Origin of the sequence: Pseudomonas sp. JS3066, from assembly GCF_036328175.1 — a bacterium.
Taxonomy (GTDB): Bacteria; Pseudomonadota; Gammaproteobacteria; order Pseudomonadales; family Pseudomonadaceae; genus Metapseudomonas.
The window spans coordinates 1,780,574-1,802,624 of sequence record NZ_CP143312.1 but is presented as its reverse complement, the minus strand read 5'-3'; the positions used below and the strand labels follow the sequence as shown (position 1 = coordinate 1,802,624).

General features: G+C 61.9%; 23 protein-coding genes. 4 read left to right on the top strand and 19 right to left on the bottom strand.

Translation table 11 applies throughout. From position 1 onward, the window contains the following. Positions 1-72: 72 nt before the first annotated feature. The 7 genes from lpdA to sdhC form a co-directional block, all read right to left on the bottom strand. Positions 73-1,509, bottom strand: coding sequence for a dihydrolipoyl dehydrogenase (lpdA, locus tag SA496_RS08420; RefSeq protein ID WP_120651613.1), 1,437 nt, complete (start codon positions 1,507-1,509; stop codon positions 73-75). A 69-nt stretch (positions 1,510-1,578) separates the two neighbouring features. Beyond that, positions 1,579-2,808 (bottom strand): 2-oxoglutarate dehydrogenase complex dihydrolipoyllysine-residue succinyltransferase, encoded by a 1,230-nt coding sequence (odhB, locus tag SA496_RS08415; RefSeq protein ID WP_120651614.1) that lies wholly within the window; start codon positions 2,806-2,808, stop codon positions 1,579-1,581. Between the two features lie 44 nt (positions 2,809-2,852). Next, on the bottom strand, positions 2,853-5,684 hold the full coding sequence (locus SA496_RS08410; RefSeq protein ID WP_153921126.1) for a 2-oxoglutarate dehydrogenase E1 component: 2,832 nt from the start codon (positions 5,682-5,684) through the stop codon (positions 2,853-2,855). A gap of 245 nt (positions 5,685-5,929) precedes the next feature. Continuing rightward, entirely contained in the window at positions 5,930-6,646 is a 717-nt protein-coding gene (locus SA496_RS08405) for a succinate dehydrogenase iron-sulfur subunit (RefSeq protein WP_120651616.1), read from the bottom strand. 11 nt (positions 6,647-6,657) lie between these two features. Continuing rightward, the gene (sdhA, locus tag SA496_RS08400; protein ID WP_120651617.1) at positions 6,658-8,430 is read right to left on the bottom strand and encodes a succinate dehydrogenase flavoprotein subunit; all 1,773 of its coding nucleotides are present in this window, start codon (positions 8,428-8,430) and stop codon (positions 6,658-6,660) included. Between the two features lie 3 nt (positions 8,431-8,433). Further along, on the bottom strand, positions 8,434-8,802 hold the full coding sequence (gene sdhD, locus SA496_RS08395; RefSeq protein WP_069083276.1) for a succinate dehydrogenase, hydrophobic membrane anchor protein: 369 nt from the start codon (positions 8,800-8,802) through the stop codon (positions 8,434-8,436). Continuing rightward, entirely contained in the window at positions 8,796-9,170 is a 375-nt protein-coding gene (sdhC, locus tag SA496_RS08390; protein ID WP_120651618.1) for a succinate dehydrogenase, cytochrome b556 subunit, read from the bottom strand. Before sdhC ends, sdhD begins: the two co-directional genes overlap by 7 nt. Before the next feature lie 362 nt (positions 9,171-9,532). Between sdhC and gltA the strand changes: the two genes are divergently transcribed. Further along, positions 9,533-10,819, top strand: coding sequence for a citrate synthase (gltA, locus tag SA496_RS08385; protein ID WP_120651619.1), 1,287 nt, complete (start codon positions 9,533-9,535; stop codon positions 10,817-10,819). Positions 10,820-10,885: 66 nt separating this feature from the next. Here the strand turns inward: gltA and SA496_RS08380 are convergent, their stop codons facing one another. From SA496_RS08380 to SA496_RS08370, 3 genes are read right to left on the bottom strand one after another with little or no spacing between them, the layout of a single operon-like run. Next, a complete protein-coding gene (locus SA496_RS08380) occupies positions 10,886-11,488 on the bottom strand; it encodes an START domain-containing protein (RefSeq protein WP_120651620.1) in 603 nt (200 codons plus the stop codon). Between the two features lie 47 nt (positions 11,489-11,535). Further along, positions 11,536-11,793: a YkgJ family cysteine cluster protein gene (locus SA496_RS08375; protein ID WP_120651621.1), complete on the bottom strand. Its 258-nt coding sequence runs from the start codon at positions 11,791-11,793 to the stop codon at positions 11,536-11,538. Positions 11,794-11,838: 45 nt separating this feature from the next. After that, positions 11,839-12,672 (bottom strand): hypothetical protein, encoded by an 834-nt coding sequence (locus SA496_RS08370; protein ID WP_330115262.1) that lies wholly within the window; start codon positions 12,670-12,672, stop codon positions 11,839-11,841. Between the two features lie 71 nt (positions 12,673-12,743). On the opposite strand from SA496_RS08370, the gene SA496_RS08365 reads away from it, so the two are divergent. Then, positions 12,744-13,085, top strand: a complete 342-nt coding sequence (locus tag SA496_RS08365; protein WP_077525320.1) for a DMT family protein — start codon at positions 12,744-12,746, stop codon at positions 13,083-13,085. A gap of 127 nt (positions 13,086-13,212) precedes the next feature. On the opposite strand, the gene SA496_RS08360 is transcribed toward SA496_RS08365, so the two are convergent. Continuing rightward, positions 13,213-14,085, bottom strand: a complete 873-nt coding sequence (locus SA496_RS08360; RefSeq protein ID WP_120651623.1) for an NAD(P)-dependent oxidoreductase — start codon at positions 14,083-14,085, stop codon at positions 13,213-13,215. A 116-nt stretch (positions 14,086-14,201) separates the two neighbouring features. On the opposite strand from SA496_RS08360, the gene SA496_RS08355 reads away from it, so the two are divergent. Both SA496_RS08355 and ppnP read left to right on the top strand, forming a co-directional pair. Then, on the top strand, positions 14,202-14,744 hold the full coding sequence (locus tag SA496_RS08355) for an exonuclease domain-containing protein (protein WP_120651624.1): 543 nt from the start codon (positions 14,202-14,204) through the stop codon (positions 14,742-14,744). Positions 14,745-14,822: 78 nt separating this feature from the next. Then, the gene (ppnP, locus tag SA496_RS08350; RefSeq protein ID WP_120651625.1) at positions 14,823-15,104 is read left to right on the top strand and encodes a pyrimidine/purine nucleoside phosphorylase; all 282 of its coding nucleotides are present in this window, start codon (positions 14,823-14,825) and stop codon (positions 15,102-15,104) included. 78 nt (positions 15,105-15,182) lie between these two features. Here ppnP and murB read toward each other — a convergent pair whose 3' ends face one another. The 8 genes from murB to SA496_RS08310 all read right to left on the bottom strand — a co-directional run bounded on the left by murB (position 15,183) and on the right by SA496_RS08310 (position 22,030). Beyond that, a complete protein-coding gene (gene murB, locus SA496_RS08345) occupies positions 15,183-16,202 on the bottom strand; it encodes a UDP-N-acetylmuramate dehydrogenase (RefSeq protein WP_120651626.1) in 1,020 nt (339 codons plus the stop codon). Beyond that, a complete protein-coding gene (locus tag SA496_RS08340) occupies positions 16,199-16,663 on the bottom strand; it encodes a low molecular weight protein-tyrosine-phosphatase (RefSeq protein WP_153921119.1) in 465 nt (154 codons plus the stop codon). Before SA496_RS08340 ends, murB begins: the two co-directional genes overlap by 4 nt. Beyond that, positions 16,663-17,427, bottom strand: a complete 765-nt coding sequence (gene kdsB, locus SA496_RS08335) for a 3-deoxy-manno-octulosonate cytidylyltransferase (protein WP_153921117.1) — start codon at positions 17,425-17,427, stop codon at positions 16,663-16,665. The genes SA496_RS08340 and kdsB overlap by 1 nt, the downstream gene beginning before the upstream one ends. Continuing rightward, entirely contained in the window at positions 17,424-17,609 is a 186-nt protein-coding gene (locus SA496_RS08330) for a Trm112 family protein (RefSeq protein ID WP_077525327.1), read from the bottom strand. Before SA496_RS08330 ends, kdsB begins: the two co-directional genes overlap by 4 nt. 40 nt (positions 17,610-17,649) lie before the next feature. Further along, positions 17,650-18,654 carry a tetraacyldisaccharide 4'-kinase gene (gene lpxK, locus SA496_RS08325; RefSeq protein ID WP_153921114.1) on the bottom strand — a complete coding sequence of 335 codons (1,005 nt, stop codon included), beginning with the start codon at positions 18,652-18,654 and terminating at the stop codon, positions 17,650-17,652. After that, entirely contained in the window at positions 18,654-19,100 is a 447-nt protein-coding gene (locus SA496_RS08320; RefSeq protein ID WP_120651630.1) for an ExbD/TolR family protein, read from the bottom strand. Before SA496_RS08320 ends, lpxK begins: the two co-directional genes overlap by 1 nt. Next, a complete protein-coding gene (locus tag SA496_RS08315; protein ID WP_120651631.1) occupies positions 19,097-19,732 on the bottom strand; it encodes a MotA/TolQ/ExbB proton channel family protein in 636 nt (211 codons plus the stop codon). The genes SA496_RS08320 and SA496_RS08315 overlap by 4 nt, the downstream gene beginning before the upstream one ends. A gap of 72 nt (positions 19,733-19,804) precedes the next feature. Beyond that, the gene (locus SA496_RS08310) at positions 19,805-22,030 is read right to left on the bottom strand and encodes a DNA internalization-related competence protein ComEC/Rec2 (protein WP_330115625.1); all 2,226 of its coding nucleotides are present in this window, start codon (positions 22,028-22,030) and stop codon (positions 19,805-19,807) included. Between the last annotated feature and the right edge of the window lie 21 nt (positions 22,031-22,051).

The following is a 22,051-nucleotide window of genomic DNA, read 5'->3' as shown; positions in this document are numbered from 1 at the left end:
TCACGACGGGCAACCCGCCGTGGTTCCGGATCCTGCACTGGCCACTTGCGCGGTCTGTGCAGGAGGTCTTGCTCAGCGCTTCTTGCGGTTGGCGATGTGGATGGCGTGGCCATTCACAGCGAGGGCCGCTTCGTGCAGCGCTTCGGACAGGGTCGGGTGCGAGAAGACCATCATGCCCAGGTCTTCGGCACTGGTGCCGAATTCCATGCCGATGGCACCTTGCTGGACCAGTTCGGCAGCGCTCGGGCCAATTACGTGGACGCCCAGCACACGGTCGGTCTTGGCATCGGCGATCACCTTGACGAAACCAGCGGTGTCGTTGGCAGCCATGGCACGACCGCTGGCGGCGAACGGGAAGGTGCCGACGTTGATTTCAACGCCTTCGGCCTTCAGGGTCTGCTCGGTCTTGCCGACCCACGCGATTTCCGGGTGGGTGTAGATGACCGACGGGATCAGGTCGTAGTTCATCTGGGCTTTATGGCCGGCGATGCGCTCGGCGACCATGATGCCCTCTTCCGAGGCCTTGTGGGCCAGCATGGCGCCACGTACCACGTCGCCGATGGCGTAAACGCCCGGAACGCTGGTCTTGCAATGGTCATCGACGAAGATGAAGCCGCGCTCGTCCAGGGTAACGCCGCTGTCGGCAGCCAGCAGATCGGTGGTTACCGGGCGACGGCCCACGGCCACGATCAGCTTGTCGAAGGTTTCCTTCTGCTCGCCGTTGGCGTCGGTGAAGTTCACAGTGACCTGCTTCTTCTTCACTTCGGAACCGGTCACGCGGGCACCCAGACGAATCTTCAGGCCTTGCTTGGTGAGGACCTTCAGGGCTTCCTTGGAAACCTGCTCGTCAGCGGCCGGGAGGAACTTGTCCAGTGCTTCGATGACGGTCACTTCAGCACCCAGGCGAGCCCAGACGGAACCCAGCTCAAGGCCGATGACGCCGGCGCCGATAACGCCCAGCTTCTTCGGAACGGCCTGGAAGTCCAGCGCACCGGTGGAGTCGACGATCACGTCCTGGTCAACCGGGGCCGGCGGGATGTCTACCGGCTTGGAGCCGGAAGCGAGGATCACGTTCTCGGCTTCGACGATCTGCACCTTGCCGTCGGAACCAGTGACTTCGACCTGCTTGTTGGCCAGCAGCTTGCCGTGGCCTTCCAGCAGGGTGACGCCGTTGGCCTTGAACAGGGTAGCGACGCCGCCGGTCAGGTTCTTAACGATGGTGTTCTTGCGACCGACCATGGCAGGAACGTCGATGGTGACGCCCTTGGCTTCGATGCCATGGATTTTGAAGCCCTCGTGGGCCTCATGGTACTTGTAGGAGCTGTCCAGCAGCGCCTTCGACGGAATGCAGCCGACGTTCAGGCAGGTGCCGCCCAGTGCGGTCTTGCCTTCCTTGTCCTGGTACTTCTCGATGCAGGCGGTTTTCAGGCCGAGCTGAGCTGCCTTGATAGCGGCAACGTAGCCGCCGGGGCCCGCACCAATCACTACCACGTCGAATTTCTGGGTCATAACTCATTCCTTCTCATATGAAACCGGACGGCCCCTGTAAGGGGGGCCGCCGTAAAGAGAGACTGCTGATCAGATGTCCAGCAGCAGACGAGCCGGGTCTTCCAGCAGGTTTTTGATGGTCACCAGGAAGCTTACAGCTTCCTTGCCATCGATCAGGCGGTGGTCGTAGGACAGAGCCAGGTACATCATCGGGCGGATAACAACCTGACCGTTGATGGCCATCGGGCGCTGGATGATGTTGTGCATGCCAAGGATGGCGGCCTGCGGCGGGTTGACGATCGGGGTCGACATCATCGAGCCGAAGGTGCCGCCGTTGGTGATGGTGAAGGTGCCACCAGTCATCTCGTCGATGGACAGCTTGCCCTCACGAGCCTTCTTGCCGAAGGTCGCGATGCCATTCTCGACTTCGGCCAGGCTCATCAGCTCAGCATTGCGCAGGACCGGAACCACCAGGCCACGGTCGCTGGAAACGGCTACGCCGATGTCCTGATAGCCGTGGTAGACGATGTCGTTGCCGTCGATGGAAGCGTTGACCGCCGGGAAGCGCTTCAGCGCCTCGACGGAGGCCTTGACGAAGAAGGACATGAAGCCCAGGCGCACGCCGTTGTGGGTCTTCTCGAACAGGTCCTTGTACTTCGAACGCAGCGCCATGACTTCGGTCATGTCGACTTCGTTGAAGGTGGTCAGCATGGCCATGGTGGACTGGGCTTCGACCAGACGCTCGGCGACCTTGGCACGCAGGCGGGTCATCGGTACGCGCTTCTCGACGCGGTCGCCAGCGGCGAAGACCGGAGCCTCGGCAGCCGGGGCTGCGGGCTTGGCGGCCGGGGCAGCGGCAGGAGCGGATTTCTTGGCTTCGACAGCGGCAACCACGTCTTCCTTGGTCACGCGACCGCCTTTGCCAGTGCCGGCGATGCTGTTCGGGTCAATGCCGTTCTCTTCAGCCAGCTTGCGGGCGGCCGGGGAAAGGATGGCGTCGTCGGCAGCAGCTGCTGCCGGAGCAGCAGCCTGGGCCGCGGGAGCGGCTGCCGGAGCAGCAGCGGCCGGGGCGGCGGCAGCGGCGCCGGCGTTCAGCTTGCCGAGCAGCTCGCCGCTGAGCACGGTGTCGCCCTCGTTCTTGACGATTTCAGCCAGGACGCCATCGGTTTCAGCGAGGACTTCCATGACCACCTTGTCAGTTTCGATGTCGACGATCAGTTCGTCACGCTTGACCGCATCGCCCGGCTTCTTGTGCCAGGTAGCCACGGTGCCGTCGGCAACCGATTCCGGGAAAGTGGGGGCTTTGATCTCGATAGCCATTATTCAGGGTTCCTATCTAATTCGGTTTCTTCAGCGCGAAGGCGTTAAACAGTAAAGGCATCTTGCAGCAGTTTTTCCTGCTGCTCAGCGTGCATGGAGGCGTAGCCGCAAGCCGGAGCTGCAGAACCTTCACGACCCGCGTACTCGAGGAACAGCCCTTTCTTGTGGGCTGCCGCGACGCGACGCATGTGGTGCTGGCTGCAGTACCAGGCGCCCTGGTTCATCGGCTCTTCCTGGCACCAGACGATGTGCTTGAGGTTCTTGTACGGAGCCAGAACCTCGGCCAGATCGTCCTCGGGGAACGGATACAGCTGCTCGATACGCACGATGGCGATATCTTCGCGGCCTTCGGCGCGACGCTTCTCCAGCAGGTCGTAGTAGACCTTGCCGCTGCACAGGATCAGGCGGTCGACCTTCTTCGGCTCGATCGCATCAATCTCGCCAATGACGGTCTGGAACGAGCCTTCCGCCAGATCTTCCAGGGTCGAGATGGCCAGCTTGTGGCGCAGCAGGGACTTCGGAGTAAGGGCAACCAGCGGCTTGCGCAGCGGGCGGATCACCTGGCGACGCAGCATGTGGTAGACCTGCGCCGGGGTAGTCGGTACGCAAACCTGGATGTTGTGCTCGGCGCACAGTTGCAGGTAGCGCTCCAGACGCGCGGAGGAGTGCTCCGGTCCCTGGCCTTCGTAGCCGTGCGGCAGCAGCATGGTCAGGCCGCACAGACGACCCCACTTGTGCTCGCCGCTGGTGATGAACTGGTCAACCACAACCTGGGCGCCGTTGGCGAAGTCACCGAACTGGGCTTCCCAGATCACCAGCGCGTTCGGCGTGGTGGTGGAGTAACCGTATTCGAATGCCAGCACGGCCTCTTCCGACAGGTAGGAGTCGTACAGATCGAACTTCGGCTGGTCAGCGAACAGGTGCTGCAGCGGCAGGTAGGTACTGGCGTCCTTCTGGCTGTGCAGCGCCGCATGGCGGTGCGAGAAGGTGCCGCGACCGACGTCCTGGCCGGTGATACGGACCGGATGGCCTTCGAACAGCAAGGTCGCGTAGGCCATGGTCTCGGCGTAGCCCCAGTTGATCGGCATCGCACCGGCGCCCATCTTCTGGCGGTCTTCGAGGATCTTGGCGACCTGGCGCTGGACCACGAAACCTTCCGGAATCTCCAGCAGCTTGGCGGAGAGTTCCTGAAGGGTCTTCAGCTCGAAGCTGGTGTCGTGGCGCGCGGTCCAGGCGTGCCCCAGGTACGGACGCCAGTCGACGAAGAGCTCCTTGTTGGGCTCCTTGACCAGACTCTTGACCACGTGCTGGCCGTTGTCCAAGGCAGTGCGGTACTCGTCGACCTTGGCCTGGATGGCGGCGGTGTCGAGCACACGGGACGAACTCAGGGCGTCGGCGTACAGCTCACGAGTGGTGCGCTGCTTGCTGATCTGCTGGTACATCAGCGGCTGGGTACCGTTCGGTTCGTCGGCTTCGTTGTGACCACGACGGCGATAGCAGACCAGGTCGATGACCACGTCACGCTTGAACTGCATGCGGTAATCGACAGCCAACTGGGTAACGAACAGTACGGCTTCCGGATCGTCGCCGTTTACGTGCAGGATCGGCGCCTGGATCATCTTGGCGACGTCGGTGCAGTACTCGGTGGAGCGCGAGTCTTCCGGACGGCTGGTGGTGAAACCAACCTGGTTGTTGATCACCAGATGAATGGTGCCGCCCGTCTTGTAGCCACGGGTCTGCGACATCTGGAAGGTTTCCATGACCACGCCCTGACCAGCGAAAGCGGCGTCGCCGTGGATGGAAATCGGCAGAACCTTGTCACCGCTCTTGTCCTGGCGACGGTCCTGGCGGGCACGAACGGAACCCTCGACCACCGGGGAAACGATTTCCAGGTGGGACGGGTTGAACGCTAGCGCCAGGTGAACTTCGCCGCCCGGGGTCATGACGTTGGAGGAGAAGCCCTGGTGGTACTTCACGTCACCGGAGGACAAGCCTTCGGTCTTCTTGCCTTCGAACTCGTCGAACAGGTCGCGCGGGTTCTTGCCGAAGGTGTTGACCAATACGTTCAGACGGCCGCGGTGAGCCATGCCGATGACGATTTCTTTCAGGCCGTAGGAGCCGGAGCGTTGGATGATCTCGTCCAGCAGAGGGATCAGGCTTTCGCCACCCTCCAGGCCGAAACGCTTGGTGCCCGGGTACTTGGTGCCCAGGTACTTCTCCAGCCCCTCGGCAGCGGTCAGACGCTCGAGCAGATGGCTCTGGACTTCCGGCGAGAACGCCGGACGGCCGCGCACGCTCTCCAGACGCTGCTGGAACCACTTGCGTTGCTCGGAATCGACGATGTGGGTGAACTCGGCACCGATGGTGCGGCAATACGTCTCGTTGAGGGTCTGCTGAATCTCACGCAGAGTAGCCTCTTCTTTGCCGATGTAGAGCTCACCAGTACGGAAGGTGGTATCGAGGTCGGCATCGGTCAGTCCGTAGTGACGGATCGACAGGTCAGCCGGAACCGGACGCTGCCACAGACCAAGCGGATCGAGCTTGGATGCCTGGTGGCCGCGCATGCGGAAAGCCTGGATCAAGCGCAGGACTTCTACCTGCTTCTTCTCGTGCTCACTGCTTACAGCGCCAGCGGAAACCGGCTGAGCGCGGCGCTGGTTCTTGGCGAGCAGGACGAAATGATCGCGGATGGTGGAGTGCGAAACGTCGGTGGCAAGATTGCCGTCGGTCGGCAGCTTCTGGAAGTAGGTGCGCCACTCTTCGGGCACAGCGTTGGGATCGTGCAGGTAGAGCTCATAGAGCTCCTCCACATATGCAGCGTTACCACCGGATAGGTGGGCACTGTTCCACATGCGCTGCATTTCGCTTTCTTGCATGCTTTGTCACCCTCGATAAGGGGACACCATCGGCATGGACACCACTAGGGCTTAAAAGTCCTGGCACAGCGACTTCGGTAAAGCCACCAAGGATCCCGCAGATAGTCCGGGCACCAGCCCGGTTGCCCCTGCTGGTCATCTATATATTTTTCAAATAAGGAACACGGCTTTGTGAGCTGCGTTCCTGGTTTTACTGCGACACCGGCCAGGCCGGTGTCGCAGGTGTTGCGGGTACAGCAATCGAATCAGGTACCGCTTTGCAGCAGCATGTTACGCACGTGACCGATCGCCTTGGTCGGGTTCAGTCCCTTCGGGCAAACGTTCACGCAGTTCATGATGCCGCGGCAACGGAACACGCTGAACGGATCGTCCAGCGCAGCCAGTCGCTCTTCGGTCTTGTTGTCGCGGCTGTCAGCCAGGAAGCGATAGGCTTGCAGCAGTGCGGCGGGACCGAGGAACTTGTCAGGGTTCCACCAGAAGGACGGGCAAGAGGTCGAGCAGCAAGCGCAGAGAATGCACTCGTACAGACCGTCGAGCTTCTCGCGCTCTTCCGGGGACTGCAGACGCTCGATGGCCGGAGCCGGAGTGTCGTTCTGCAGGAAGGGTTTCACCTTCTCGTACTGCTTGTAGAAGATGCTCATATCGACGACCAGGTCACGTATGACCGGCAGGCCCGGCAGCGGGCGAATCACCAGCTTGCCGCCCTTCAGTCCAGCGGCGGACAGGGGAGTGATGCACGCCAGGCCGTTCTTGCCGTTGATGTTCATGCCGTCGGAACCGCAGACGCCTTCACGGCAGGAACGACGGTAGGAGAAACCCTCGTCCTGCTCTTTGATCAGCGCCAGTACGTCGAGGACCATTACGTCCTTGCCGTCGGTGTCGACCTGGAAATCCTGCATGGTCGGAGCGCTATCGCGCTCCGGGTTGTAGCGATAGACGCTGACAGTAAGAGTCTTGGACATGTCGGCCACCCTTAATAAGTACGTACTTTGGGTTCGAACGCCGGAACGGTCTTCGGCGCGAAGTTGACGGCGCGCTTGGTAACGCGCTTATCACCCGGGAAGTACAGGGTGTGGCACAGCCAGTTCTCGTCGTCGCGGTCTTCGAAGTCTTCGCGGGCATGGGCGCCACGGGACTCTTTACGGACTTCCGCAGCGATCGCGGTCGCTTCGGCGACTTCCAGCAGGTTCTGCAGCTCCAGAGCTTCGATACGCGCGGTATTGAAGGCCTGAGACTTGTCGTTGATCTTGACGTTTGCGATGCGCTCACGCAGCTCAGCCAGCTGAGCAATACCCTTCTGCATGTATTCGCCGGTACGGAATACACCGAAGTAGTTTTGCATGCACTGCTGCAGCTCGCGCCTCAGCGGGGCAACTTCTTCGCCGCTGGTACGCTCGTTGACGCCGGACAGGCGCTTGAGCGACTGCTCGATGTCGGTCTCGCTGGCGCCGCGCGCCTCGATACCTTCCTTGAGCGCCTTTTCCAGGTGCAGACCAGCAGCACGGCCGAATACAACCAGGTCGAGCAGGGAGTTACCGCCCAGACGGTTGGCACCGTGTACCGATACGCAAGCCACTTCGCCCACTGCAAACAGGCCTTCGACGATGGTGTCGTTGCCGTTGGCGTCCTGAGTGATGGCCTGGCCATGAATATTGGTGGCAACGCCGCCCATCATGTAGTGGCAGGTCGGGATAACCGGAATCGGTGCGACGACCGGATCGACATGCGCGAAGGTCTTGGAAAGCTCGCAGATGCCGGGCAGGCGACTGTGCAGAACTTCCTCACCCAGGTGGTCGAGCTTCAGCAGTACGTGGTCCTTGTTCGGGCCCACACCATTGCCGGCGATCACTTCCTTCACCATGGAGCGGGCGACCACGTCGCGGCCAGCCAGGTCCTTGGCGTTCGGAGCATAACGCTCCATGAAGCGCTCGCCATGGGCGTTGATCAGGTAACCACCCTCGCCGCGGCAACCTTCGGTCACGAGCACGCCTGCACCGGCGATACCGGTCGGGTGGAACTGCCACATCTCGATGTCCTGGACCGGCACACCAGCACGCAGGGCCATGCCCACGCCGTCGCCAGTATTGATCAGGGCGTTGGTGGTGGAGGCGTAGATACGACCTGCACCGCCAGTGGCCAGAACAACGGCCTTGGAACGGATGTAAACGGTTTCGCCGGTCTCGATGCAGATGGCGATGATGCCAACCACTGCGCCGTCCTGGTTCTTCACCAGATCAACCGCGTACCACTCGTTGAGGAACGAGGTACCGCTCTTCAGGTTCGCCTGGTACAGGGTGTGCAGCAGGGCGTGACCGGTACGGTCGGCTGCGGCGCAGGTACGGGCAGCCTGGCCACCCTTGCCGAAGTCCTTGGACTGGCCACCGAACGGACGCTGGTAGATGCGGCCTTGCTCGGTACGGGAGAACGGCAGGCCCATGTGTTCCAGCTCGAACACGGCTTCCGGACCCACGGAGCACATGTACTCGATAGCGTCCTGGTCACCGATGTAGTCGGAACCCTTGACGGTGTCGTACATGTGCCAGCGCCAATCGTCGTTCGGGTCGGCCGAAGCGATGGCGCAGGTGATGCCGCCCTGGGCGGACACGGTATGGGAACGGGTCGGGAAGACCTTGGTCACCACGGCGGTCTTGTGACCACCTTGGGCCAGTTGCAGCGCAGCACGCATGCCGGCGCCGCCGCCACCTACGATGATGGCGTCGAAAGAAAGAGTACGAATGCTAGACATGGATCACACACCCCAGAGAATCTGCACGCCCCAGACGAAGAACGCGAACATCGCAATGCCGCATACCGCCTGGAACAGGAAACGCACGACAGTCGCCGCCTTGCCCAGCGCCATCGGCGTCAGGTAGTCGGTGGAGATGGTCCACATGCCGACCCAGGCGTGGACGCTCAAGGCGACCAGGGCAAGCAAGCTGAAGATGCGCATCGCGGTGTGGGAGAACAGACCGTGCCACTCGGCATAGGTCAGACCCGGATTGAACAGCAGGTAGCCCAGCAGGAAAAGGAAATAAGCCGCGAGAACGACCGCAGAAACACGCTGGGCCATCCAGTCATAAAGACCCGAACGCGAGAAGTTCGTAACGTTGGTTACCATATCCACACCCCCAGCAGCACGATCAGCACCGCAGAAACTACGATGACGATTTTCGAGCCCAGCTTGCCGCCCTCGAGCGTCTCGCCGACGCCCACATCCATTACCAGATGGCGCACACCGGCGACCAAGTGGTAAAGCAACGCGGACAGGAGGCCCCAAACCACCAGCTTGGCCAGCGGACTGGTCAGGCACGCCTTGACCTGCTCGAAGCCTTCCTCGGAGCTCAGCGACTTGTCGAGTGCGAACAGCAGCACGGCAATGCCGAAGAAGAGGATGACGCCAGAGATACGATGCAGGATGGACGTGTAAGCAGTGATGGGGAGTTTGATGGTCCTGAGATCTAGGTTTACAGGTCGTTGGCTATTCACGGCTTTTTTTTCACACTGAGGCCCCTAACAAACAGGGCAAGTTGTCGGGAAGTGCACTGATCAGGTACCCCTCACCAAAGGGAGTGCCGACCTCCAGAATATGGGCCCAGGGCCCCTGGCGATCGGGCGCTGAGTATAGACAGTTAGCTGACTAATGACAATGCAAACGCCTGCCCCTAAAAGCGGATTGCGCTGCCTATATAAAAGGCGTAAATAGCCCCACTTTTTGCGCCGAAAAACCCACGCAAACCCCACTGGCGCATGGGTTTCTTCAAATTGACATTCGAATTTATACCTCTATAGTGTCCCGGGCCCTGCGTGGGGGGCTGTCTGATGATTTCAAGCATAACTAGGAGGCCGCTATGGCTGACAAAAAAGCGCAGTTGATCATCGAGGGCGCAGCCCCCGTAGAGCTGCCCGTTCTGTCCGGAACCATGGGACCCGATGTAGTCGATGTGCGGGGCCTGACCTCCACGGGCTGCTTCACCTTTGATCCTGGCTTTATGTCGACCGCCTCTTGCGAGTCGAAGATCACCTACATCGACGGCGACAAGGGCGTACTGCTGCACCGTGGCTATCCGATCGAGCAGTTGGCAGAGAAGTCCGACTACCTGGAAACCTGCTACCTGCTGCTGAACGGCGAACTGCCGAACGCTGAAGAGAAGGCCAAGTTCGTTGGCACCATCAAGAACCACACCATGGTTCATGAGCAGTTGAAGAGCTTCTTCAACGGCTTCCGCCGTGATGCCCACCCCATGGCAATCATGTGCGGCGTAGTCGGTGCCCTCTCCGCCTTCTACCACGACTCCCTGGACATCAATAACCCGCAGCACCGCGAAGTTTCGGCCATGCGCCTGGTGGCCAAGATGCCGACCATCGCGGCAATGGCCTACAAGTACTCCATGGGCCAGCCCATGATGTACCCGCGTAACGACCTGAACTACGCGGAAAACTTCCTGCACATGATGTTCAACACCCCGGCCGAGATCAAACCGATCAGCCCGGTACTGGCCAAGGCAATGGACCGCATTTTCATCCTGCATGCGGACCACGAGCAGAACGCCTCCACCTCTACCGTACGCCTGGCTGGATCCTCCGGCGCCAACCCCTTCGCCTGTATCGCTGCCGGTATCGCCGCCCTCTGGGGCCCGGCGCACGGCGGCGCCAACGAAGCGGTGCTGAGCATGCTGGACGAGATCGGCGACGTCTCGAACATCGACAAGTTCATCGCCAAGGCGAAGGACAAGAACGACCCGTTCAAACTGATGGGCTTCGGCCACCGCGTCTACAAGAACTTCGACCCGCGCGCCAAGGTCATGAAACAGACCTGCGACGAGGTTCTGGCCGAGCTGGGCATCAACGACCCGCAGCTGGAGCTGGCAATGAAGCTCGACGAGATTGCGCGCAACGATCCTTACTTCAAGGAGCGCAACCTCTACCCGAACGTCGACTTCTACTCAGGCATCATCCTGAAGGCCATCGGCATCCCGACCAGCATGTTCACCGTGATCTTCGCCCTGGCTCGCACCGTCGGCTGGATCTCGCACTGGAAGGAAATGCTCTCCGGCCCGTACAAGATCGGCCGTCCGCGCCAGCTGTACACCGGTTACGAAAAGCGCGACTTCGTCTCGCTGGATGGCCGCAAGTAAGGCCGACCGCATAATAAAAAAGGCTGCCGATGGGCAGCCTTTTTTATTTCGACTTCGTCTAGCCTTTCAGCGCTTTTCCGCCCGCTGGCGCATCGCTTTGAGGGTATTGAACGGTGCATCGACCACAAAGCTGTTGGCCAACCAGGAAGGTACGCTGCCACCCGGTTCGGTATGCACCTGGTAAGTCACCTCCACCTCCCCCGCTTCTTTAGGCACAAGCTTCCATAAACCATCCACCTGGGTCACCCGGACATAACCATCTGTCTCAGGCAGGTACTTGGGCACGCCTTCCAGTAAGCGCGTGACACTGCCGTCTGCCCCAAACTCAGAAGTGACGTGCAACACCGAATCCCGCGGAGTTACCGGCCAGGGCGTATTGAATCGGGTGTAAGTCCAGCTCTGCGCCCCGTCACTCTTGAGCAGCTTCTGGTCCTTGCACTCATGAATCCAGGCGCAGGATCCAGAGACATCCTCCTGCAAGGCACGCAAGGTTGCGATATCCGTCTTCATGGTCACGACGCCGCGATAGGCCTTGTACCTGGATCCCGGCACCTCGCTGAGGAAAACCTTTATGCCCTCCTCGTCCTTAGCCAGCTTCCAGTCCTCGGCACGAGCACCTGAGACCGCCAGAAGCCCCAAGGCGCAGAACGCCACAAACTTGAATCTCATGATTTCTCCTTGTTCGGACAGTACCGGCGATGGGCCGGCCGAATAAATCAAGCGGCCGAGGTTGCCTCTTCCAGCCAGCCGAGCAGGCGAATCGCCTCATCGCGGCTATCACCGCAAACTTCCGGATCTGCATCAAAAGCACCACAGACAGCCGGACGGCGAGGATCGCCGAACAACTGGCAGAGATTCTCGACGGACAAATGCAGACAACGCTCTCCGGCTGGCTTTCCCGAAGGCATGCCAGGAATCGGGGAACTGATGGATGGTGCAATGCAACAAGCACCGCAGCCTGGGCGGCAGAGCATGGCGAACGACCTCGGACGGCAGGAATGCTGGAACAAACGCGCATTTTACTTGGACGGAGCCGGTGTGGACATGACCCCAACCACCGACGCCTGGTGCGCACGAAGCTCTTGTGGAGTTTCGCCCTTGTAGATACGTGCGCTCAGTTGCCCTTCGTGCACTTCAAGTCCTATGCGTTGGGGATCTCGCAAGTCGAACACCTGATAGGCCACAGATTGGCTATGAAAAGCCCGCAAGCCTGACGTCAGGTAAAACGCCTGGGTCGCAATGATGCTCCGACCACCCTCCCCTACATCTGAATCACCACTCAACAGCACCACCAGGCGTCGACCGGACATGTCGTACGCACCGGAGAGTTCGCCAAAGCCATAAACGCGCTCCCCCAAGTCCCGCCGCCAGCTCAGGTAAAGCCGGTTCAGCTTCGGCTCGCCCAGCGTCACCTTCAGCAGCAACCCGCGCTCGCCATCATCCTCGAGGGACAACGTGTATCCGCTCAGGCTGCCATCTGCACAGCGCAGATGCCCCTTCAGCAGCAGCCTGTCACCCAAGCGCTCTACTGACTCCAGACTCTGGTCGCGACACAGTAGCTCTTGCTGCAGCAGGGACGGTGCCTTTCTCCCCACACCAGCCGCTAGAAAACCACCCTCAGCAGCCCAGAGCGTTTTTTCCGGCCGTTTTTGCGCGTAGACCCCGAACCCCGAACCACGCCAGGAAAGCCTGTAGCGACCGAAATCGAAGTCGCGCGCCACCATGAAGGCCGGCGGCAGATGCAGCTCCGCAATCACCGGCTTCGTGCGCCAGGCATCGAGACCACGCAAAACTGTAATTGCCACCGCGAGCAGCAGCAGTGCGAAGAAACCCAGCCCACGCCGAAACCCCATGGCCCGCCCCTTTCCTTGAATAACAACACCCATTAGGCTTGCACGCTTCCAACGACACAGAGCCCCACATCATGCCGGTATGGATGCAGACCGCCGCCCTACTCACCCTGTCCAACGTTTTCATGACCTTCGCCTGGTATGGCCATCTAAAGACCCTTAATACCAAGCCCTGGATCATTGCCGCGTTGATCAGCTGGGGTATCGCGCTGTTCGAGTACCTGATCATGGTGCCGGCCAATCGCATCGGCTATACCGAGCTCTCGGTCGGCCAACTGAAGATCATGCAGGAAGTGATTACCCTGGCGATCTTCGTCCCCTTCAGCGTGCTCTACATGCAGCAGCCGCTGAAGCTGGACTATCTCTGGGCGGGGCTGTGTCTGCTAGGCGCGGTCTACTTCATTTTCCGCAGCTAGGCTCGCCTGCGCTTCGACCATGCGTCGCCAAAAATCGACTCAGACTGCTCATTAACAGTCGTTAACTCCACGTCCTCGCCGATTTCTTCCTAGGCAGACCTTTTCTCGGCGTCCTAGCGTTCGAGCACTACGCGGGTTTCTTCAATCGGGCGATCAGGCTGGAAGTATCCCAGCGCCCACCGCCCATGGCCTGGACCTCAGCGTAGAACTGGTCGACGAGTGCCGTAATAGGCAATTGCGCGCCGTTGCGAGCCGCCTCGTCGAGGACGATGGACAGGTCCTTGCGCATCCAGTCCACGGCGAAGCCGAAATCGAATTTGCCATCCAGCATGGTCTGGTGTCGGTGTTCCAGCTGCCAGGACTGCGCAGCCCCCTTGCTGACCACTTCCATGGCGCCCTGTGCATCCAGCCCGGCGCACTGGGCGAAGTGCAGCGCCTCGGCCAACCCTTGCAGCAGACCGCCGACGCAAATCTGATTAACCATTTTGGTCAGTTGTCCGCTGCCCACGGGCCCCATGCGTCGAATCAGTTTGGCGTAGCTGTCGATCACCGGCGCGGCGCGGTCGTAGAACACCTGCTCGCCACCCACCATCACCGAGAGCATGCCCGCTTCAGCGCCAGCCTGACCGCCAGAAACGGGGGCATCGAGGAAACCCAGTTCCCGCTCAGCCGCCAGGGTGGCCATTTCACGCGCGACATCCGCCGAAGCCGTGGTGTGATCCACCAGGATAGAGCCGGGTGCCATGCCGGCGAAAGCGCCATCCGCCCCAAGCAGGACAGCGCGCAAATCATCGTCATTGCCAACACAGACCATCACGAACTCCGCGCCCTCTGCCGCCTCACGAGGCGTGGCGAAGGCATCGCCGCCGAACTCATCGCACCACAGCGTGGTCCTGCCCGGCGACCGGTTGTAGACCCGTACCGAATGCCCTTCGCAGGCCAGGTGTCCGGCCATGTTGAAACCCATGACCCCCAAACCGATGAACGCTACTTCAGCCATTGTTCTTCTCCTTCGTCGACCTGCGGAAAAGCCTAACACGCAGTTTGCCGCCCCGCGAAAGCGCCACCATACTCGCTCCAGGCTGGCCCCGACCGCCCCTTGCCAAGGAGAACCCCATGCCGCACTGGCTGGTAATCGATCTGGAAGCCACTACCGAAGAAGGCGGGTGGCCCCTGGAAGAAATGGAGATCATCGAGATCGGAGCGACCGTCGTCCGCGCCGACGGACATGAGGTCGACCACTTTCAACGTTTCGTACGACCTGCACGCCGCCCCTGCCTGACCGGGTTCTGCCGCCAACTCACCCACATCAGCCAGGCCGACGTGGATGGAGCCGCCAGCCTGCCGCAGGTATGGGAGACCTTCGAGCGCTGGCTCAGCCATCACAGCCCGCGCCTGGTGGGTTGGGTGAGTTGGGGCGACTATGACCGCCGCCAGCTGGAGAAAGAATGGCAACGGCATGGACTCGACAGCCTGCTGGCCGTGGCTCCTCACGTGAATCTCAAGCAGCGCTTTGCGGAAGCGCGCCAGCTCAAACACGCAGTTGGCCTGCACACGGCCCTGCAGTTGGCAGGGCTGCACTTCCAGGGTCAGCAGCACCGCGCCCTCGAAGACGCCCGTAATACCGCCCGCCTGCTTCCGCTCGTGCTACCCGCCTGAATGCGCCGGAGCTAGTGACGCTGAAATTCTCGTTGGGCATACTGTCGGGCCCTTTCAGACCCCATCCAGGAGCCCAGCATGTTCAAGGTCAACGAATACTTCGACGGCACCGTCAAATCCATCGCTTTCGGCATGACCGAAGGCCCGGCCACCATCGGAGTGATGGCCGCAGGCGAGTACGAATTCGGCACCAGCCAGCTGGAAGTGATGCATGTCATCGCCGGCGCACTGACCGTGAAACTGCCGGGCAGCGACAACTGGGAAACCTTCGCCGCCGGCAGTCAGTTCACCGTGCCGGCCAACAGCAAGTTCCAGCTGAAAGTGGCTCAGGACACCGCCTATCTCTGCGAGTATCGCTAAGGCGGAGCCTCGCTCCCGAGGCCCAGAATGAAAAAACCGGCCAGTTGGCCGGTTTTTTTTATTTGTGCGAGCAGAACTTCATATCAGATTCGGCTCCATCTCCAGCGCTACGCCAAACTTCGCCACGATATCCGCCTGGATGCGCTGGGCCAGCCCATGGAGCTGATGACCGGTGGCGGCGCCGTAGTTCACCAGCACCAACGCCTGAAGACGGTGCACACCGGCATCGCCGTCGCGGAAACCCTTCCAGCCGGCACGCTCGATAAGCCAGCCAGCGGCCAGCTTCACCTGCCCATCCGCCTGCGGATAAGCGACCAGATCGGGATACTCGCCACGCAGACGCTGAGCCAGCTCGGCATCAACCAACGGATTCTTGAAGAAGCTGCCGGCGTTGCCCAACAGGGCGGGATCGGGCAGTTTTTCGCTACGAATTGCGCAAATGGCGCGGCTGACATCGCTGGGCGATGGCGAGCCGATGCCTTCATCCTGCAGGCGCTGACGTACCGGGCCGTAATCCAGATGCAGCAGAGGCGAGCGACTGAGTTTGAAACGGACCCGCAAGATCAACCATCGGCCCGCTTCGCGCTTGAACAGGCTGTCGCGATAGGCGAACTGACACTCATCCAGATCGAACTCTCGCAACTCGCCAGTTTGCCGATCCAGGGCGGTGAGCCCGGCGAAGACGTCTTTCAGCTCGACGCCATAGGCACCGATGTTCTGCATGGGCGCAGCGCCAACAGTGCCAGGAATCAGACTGAGATTTTCCAACCCGCCCAAGCCTTGCTCCAGGCTCCAGAGCACTAGCGGATGCCACGGCTCGCCCGCCTCTGCTTCCAGCAGTACAGTCACACCGTCATCGGCCAGGATACGAATACCTCGGCTGGCCATACGCAGCACCAGCGCCTCCACGTCACGGGTCAGCAGCAGATTGCTGCCGCCACCGATCACCAGCAGAGGCAGGCCGCGTTGAGCCGCCAGATCGATGGCCTCACGCACGCCAGCATCGTCGCGCGCCTCGGCGAAAAGCCGTGCCTTCACGTCGACGCCGAAGGTGTTGTACGGCTTCAAGGACAGATTTTCGTGCAGGACCAGACTCACAGGCGCCCCTTGATTTCAACGATCAGCGCATCGCAGGCCCGCTCCACCAGGTCAAGCACCTGCTCGAAGCCCTCCTCTCCGCCGTAATACGGATCAGGCACCTCATCCAGCTCCAGCTGGTAACGGCGGAGGAACAGGTCCAACTCGGCCGTAGAATCGCCGGGACACAGTCGGCGCAGATTGGCCAGGTTGTTCTCGTCCATTGCCAGGATCAGGTCGAAGTCGCCGAAATCCCCCCGGCCAACCTGACGTGCGCGCTGCTGGGAAAGGTCGTAGCCACGGCGTTGGGCGGCCACGCGGGTACGGGCGTCCGGCGCCTTGCCCACATGCCAGTCACCAGTGCCGGCGGAGTCCACCCACACCCGCTCGGCGAGACCAGCCTCACGCAGTTTGTGGCGCAGCACGCCTTCGGCAGTGGGAGACCGGCAAATATTACCGAGGCAAACGAAGAGAACGCGCATCAGCCCCCCAGCAAGCGCCGAACGCGCTCGAGGTCTTCCGGCGTGTCGACGCCGGCAGGCGGCGCTTCCAGGGCATCAGCGACATGGATACGCACCCCGTGCCAGAGCGCGCGCAACTGCTCCAGGCATTCGGTATTTTCCAGCCAGCACGGGCCCCAGGCGACAAAGTCATGGAGAAAGCCCGCGCGGTAGGCATAAATGCCGATATGGCGGCGATACGGCACCCCGGCCGGCAACTGGTCGCGACTGACAGCGAAAGAGTCCCGGGCCCAAGGCAGCGGCGCGCGACTGAAAGTCAGGGCCAGGCCGTTGAGATCGGAGGAAACCTTCACCACATTGGGATTGAACAGTGCCTGCACATCCTGGATGGGTTCGGCCAGTGTGGCGATGCCGGCTTCCGGATGAGCGGCCAGGTTGGCAGCCACCTGGTCGATGATGGCTGGCGGGATCAGCGGCTCGTCACCCTGCACATTCACCACGATGGCATCACTGGCCAGACCGAGCTGGCTAGCCACTTCGGCCAGGCGGTCCGTGCCGGAATTGTGGTCCGCACGGGTCAGTAGCACTTCGGCACCGAAGGCCTGACAGGCTTCGACGATCCGCGCGTCGTCAGTGGCTACCACCACGCGCTGCGCTGCGCTGTGCCGAGCCTGCTCCCAGACGTGCTGGATCATCGGCTTGCCGGCGATGTCCTGCAGCGGTTTTCCGGGCAGGCGTGTCGAAGCGAAGCGGGCGGGAATGACGACGGTGAAGGCCTGGGTCATTTGTCCAGACGCTCATCGACATTGAGAGTGCGGGCTTCACCTTCCAGCATCACCGGAATGCCATCCCGTACCGGGAAGGCCAGAGCGTCGGCCTTGCAGATGAGCTCGCTCTTGTCGTCGGCCAACTTCAGCGGGCCCTTGCACAGGGGGCAGGCGAGGATATCGAGGAGTTTCGGGTCCATGAGTGAATCCTTGAGGCGGCAGCCGAAGGGCTACCTTGGGTTAGAAGCGGCTTGGCAGAAGGCGGGCCAGCTGCCCGTCGAACCAGGCGACGAATGCCGGCGAAGGCGCGGCATTGACCGCCAGATACCACCAGTCGGCGGAGGCAAAGGCCCGGCACTTCACAGCATCCTTCTCGGTCATCAGCAGCGGCAGCGACGGTGTGAAAGCCAGGGCTTGCGCGCTATAGACAGCATGATCGGCGAATGGGTGCGGGATCGGGCGCCAGTTTAGCGCCTCCAGGGTTCTGAAGAAACGCTGCGGGTTGCCTATGCCGGCCACCGCATGTATGGCCTGCCCAGGCGCGAAATGGTCCAGTCCGACACGCTTTCCAGTCTGCAGATTGACCAGTTCGCTCGGTTGCAGCTTGAAGGAGAAACCTTCGGCGGAGTCGCTTTCGGCGCCATTGCGCAGGACCGCATCCACCGAATCCAGACGCTCCGGCGGCTCGCGCAGGGGGCCGGCTGGCAGGCAGCGGCGATTGCCGAGCCCACGGGCTGCGTCAATCAGCACCAACTCCAGATCGCGCGCCAAGCGGTAGTGCTGCAGGCCATCGTCGCTGAGGATCAGGTCGAGGGTTTCCTGCTCCAGCAGGGCCCGCACGGCACGGGAACGGTCCGGGTCGATTACCAGTGGCACACCACTGCGCTGGACGATCAGCAGCGGTTCGTCGCCGGCCTGCTCGGCCCCCTGCTCCGCCCGCACCCGCCAAGGCATTTGCGGCGGCTTGGCCCCATAGCCGCGGCTGACCACACCGACGCGCAATCCGCGCGCCCGGCAGTGCTCGATCAGCCAGAGAATCATCGGGGTCTTGCCGGTGCCACCAACGGTGATGTTACCGACGACGATCAACGGAACAGGCGGGCGATAGCTGTTGCCCTGCCCCGCCATGAAGGATGCGCGCTTGCGCTCGGCGACTCGACGATAGAGCCACTCCAGCGGGCTCAGCAAGCCAAGTGCCGGATGACCTCGATACCAGGCGTCTAGCAGGCGCTCAGAGAAGGCCATCAGGGCTTCTTGGCCGCGTCGGCCTCGATGGTGGTCATGCGCAACTGGCTGAATCCCAGCTTGCCGGCGGCATCCATGGCGGTGACTACTGACTGGTGAGTAGTGCGCGCATCAGCGGTGATCACCAGCGGCAGGCTGTTGTCGCCTTCCGACTCGCGTCCCAGGGCAGCGATCAGGGTCGCCAGGTCGCTCTTCACCAGGTTCTGGCCGTTGAGCGAGTACTGGCCGTCCGCAGCGATGCTCAGCTCCAGCGTCTTGAGCTCGGTTTCCTCGGGAGGCGTGCCGCTCACGGCCTCGGGCAGTTCAATTTTCAGCTGATTGGGTTTGCTGAAGGTGGTGGTCACCACGAAGAACAGCAGCAGCACGAAGATCACGTCGATCAACGAAGTGAGGTTGAGGAACACCTCTTCGCGGGCGACATTGCCCGCCCTGCGGCGGAATTTCACGCTTTGGCTTCCTCTGCGAAATCCACTTCGCGATCGCCTTGGACCACTTCCACCAGCTTGATCGCTTCCTGCTCCATGGCCACTACCAGCTCGTCAACACGACGCAGCAGGTAACGGTGGAAGAACACAGCCGGAATGGCGACGATCAGGCCTGCAGCAGTGGTCACCAGCGCCTTGGCGATACCGCCGGCCAGCACGGGCGCGTTGGCCATGCCGTTCTCCATGAAGCCGCCGAATATATCGATCATGCCGAAGACGGTACCCAGCAGGCCGAGTAGCGGCGCCATGGCAGCGATGGTGCCAAGGGCATTGAGGTAGCGCTCCAGCTCATGGATGACCCGACTGGCAGCTTCCTCGATGCACTCCTTCATGATTTCGCGGCCATGTTTGGAGTTGGCCAGGCCCGCAGCCAGCACCTCACCCAGCGGCGAAGAGGCGCGCAGCTCCTTGAGCTTCTGGCTGTTCAGCTGCTTGTCCTTGATCTGGCGCCAGACCTGGCCCAGCAGGTGCGGCGGAGACACGCGGCTGATGCGCAGGGTCCACAGGCGTTCGGCAACGATCGCGGTGGCGGCGATGGAACACAGAATGATCGGCAGCATCATCCAGCCGCCGGCTTTGACCAACTCCCACACGGTAGGAAATCCCCTTCGGAAAAGTGGCGCCACTCTAGCATAGGGGCGGGCCTCCGCCGACCGTCGCCGTTCTCATTTTTCCCTCCAGAATACGGACTTTTCTCGCTCGCTCTCCGGCTCGACGCCAGCGCCCAGACGCAGCAGCAAATGACCCTGCTTCGCCGTGTCATGGATCTCGGCGGGCAGCGCGCCGATTCGCGAAACGATCAACGGATGGGGATGGCCGTAGGGGTTCAGGTGGCCTCGGGAAATCAGCACTTTCTCAGGCGCCACGGCATGCAGGAACGCGCCACTGGAGGACGTTCGGCTGCCATGGTGGCCCGCCACCAGCCAGCGCGCCGCAAGTGGCTGGCCACTGGCGACCCAGGCGGCTTCACCGCGAGCCCCGAGATCGCCACTCAACAGGATGCGCTCACCAGCGGCCTCGACCGACAACACACATGAGCCATCATTGCTATCGCCTGTCAGTGGCGACTGCCAGATTCGGAATCTCACGCCATCCCAAGTCCAGGCCAGATCAGCCGGACAGGCCTCGGCGCCCAGTTCGGATGGCAGCCGCTCCAGCTCACCAGTCAGCACCCGCGCCACCGCCAACCCCCGACTTACGGCCAGGGCGCCGCCGGAATGATCGGAATCCGCATGACTGAGCAGTAACAGATCCAGCCGAGACAACCCCAGGCCGCGCAGGGTCGGAACTACCACACGCTCGCCGATATCGAAGTCGCCCCGGCGCGGACCGGCGTCGTAGAGCATCGCATGCTCGTGAGTGCGGACCAGCACCGAAAGGCCCTGCCCCACATCCAGCACCCGAACCTCGGCCTGACCACGTGCCGGGCGCTCCTGCGGCGGGAACAGCATGGGCAATAGCAGCGCCAGCCCCAGCGCACGCAGCGGCACGCCAGCCGGGGCAATCAGCAGCAGTACACCCAGCGTTCCAAGGATCCAACCCCAGAACGGAACTTGCGTAGGAATCCAGGCGGGAACCTGCGTCGCCGTCCAGGCCAGTATCTGGAACAGCAACTCCAGGGCACCACCGGCCAACCAGAGCAATGCATCCCCCAGTAGGGGAATGCCAAGTAGCAATGTGCCTAGCAGCGCCAGCGGCAGCACCACCAGGCTGATCCAGGGCACCGCCAGCAGGTTCGCCAGAGGGCCACTGAGGCTGATGGGCAAGGCCAGGGCCAGCAGCAGAGGCGCCAACCCCACACCCATGACCCACTGAGCTCGCCACCAGGTCGCCCACCAGCGCCATGCCCCCAGCCGCCCGGCAAAGGCCAGCACCAGCAGGACCACAGCACCAAAGGAAAGCCAGAATCCCGGTTGCAGCACTACCAATGGTTCAGCCAGCAATACGGCACACAGCGCCACCAGCAAAGGCGTGAGGAATCCCAGGTGGCGAAAGCGCAAACGCCAGAGCAAGACGACGCCAAGCATCACGCAAGCTCGCTGCACCGGCACATCGAATCCTGCCAGCACGCCATATCCGAGCCCACCGGCGAGAGCCATGGCACAAGCCCAGGGTAGCCAGGGCAGCGACCGAGGCCAGAGTCCGTTTCGAGCGAGCACCACCACCAGGCCGTAAAGGACACCCGCGAATAGCGTGATGTGCTGACCGGAAATCACCATCAGGTGCGTGGTCCCCGTGTCTTGTAACAGGCGCCAGTCCCGATCCTGCAAGCCGGAGCCGTCGCCCAGCACCAAGGCGGCTAGCCCACCGGCCCGTCCCCAGGCATCCACCTGCAGCAAACGATGACGCAAGGAGTCCCGCCAGGCGACAGGGCCGCTTGCCGCTTCCAGTCGCTCCCCGGCCTTGACCGAGCCGGTTGCCCCTATGCGCCGTGCCAGCAGCCACGCCTCGTAGTCAAAGGTCGCGGGATTCACGAGACCACGCGGTCGTTTAAGGCGAACAGCCAGCCGCCAGCGTTCGCCGGCAAACACACGCGGGCCGCCATGCCAGGACAGCCGCAACCTGCCAGGCAATTGCGCCCGGGAGGAATGGAGCGCCGCCAGCTCGAAGCGCACCACCCCATCAGCCGTGCTGGGGAGGCCGACCACGGTTCCTTCCAACCAGCGCACCTGGCCGTCCAACCGCGATTCCAACCGGTCGTCCAACGCCCATTGGGCACTCATGCAAGCCCAACCGAGACCAAGCAGGAACAGCCCGCTGCGCCAGGCACGCGACGCCAGCAGCGCGAATCCGAGAATCAACTGGAGCAGGAGCCACCAGACAGGCGGCAAGACAGGCATCCAGCGCAATAAAAGAAGGCCTACGGCAAGCGTGGCCAACCCCGAAACCATGGGCATCCGACTTCCCTTCCC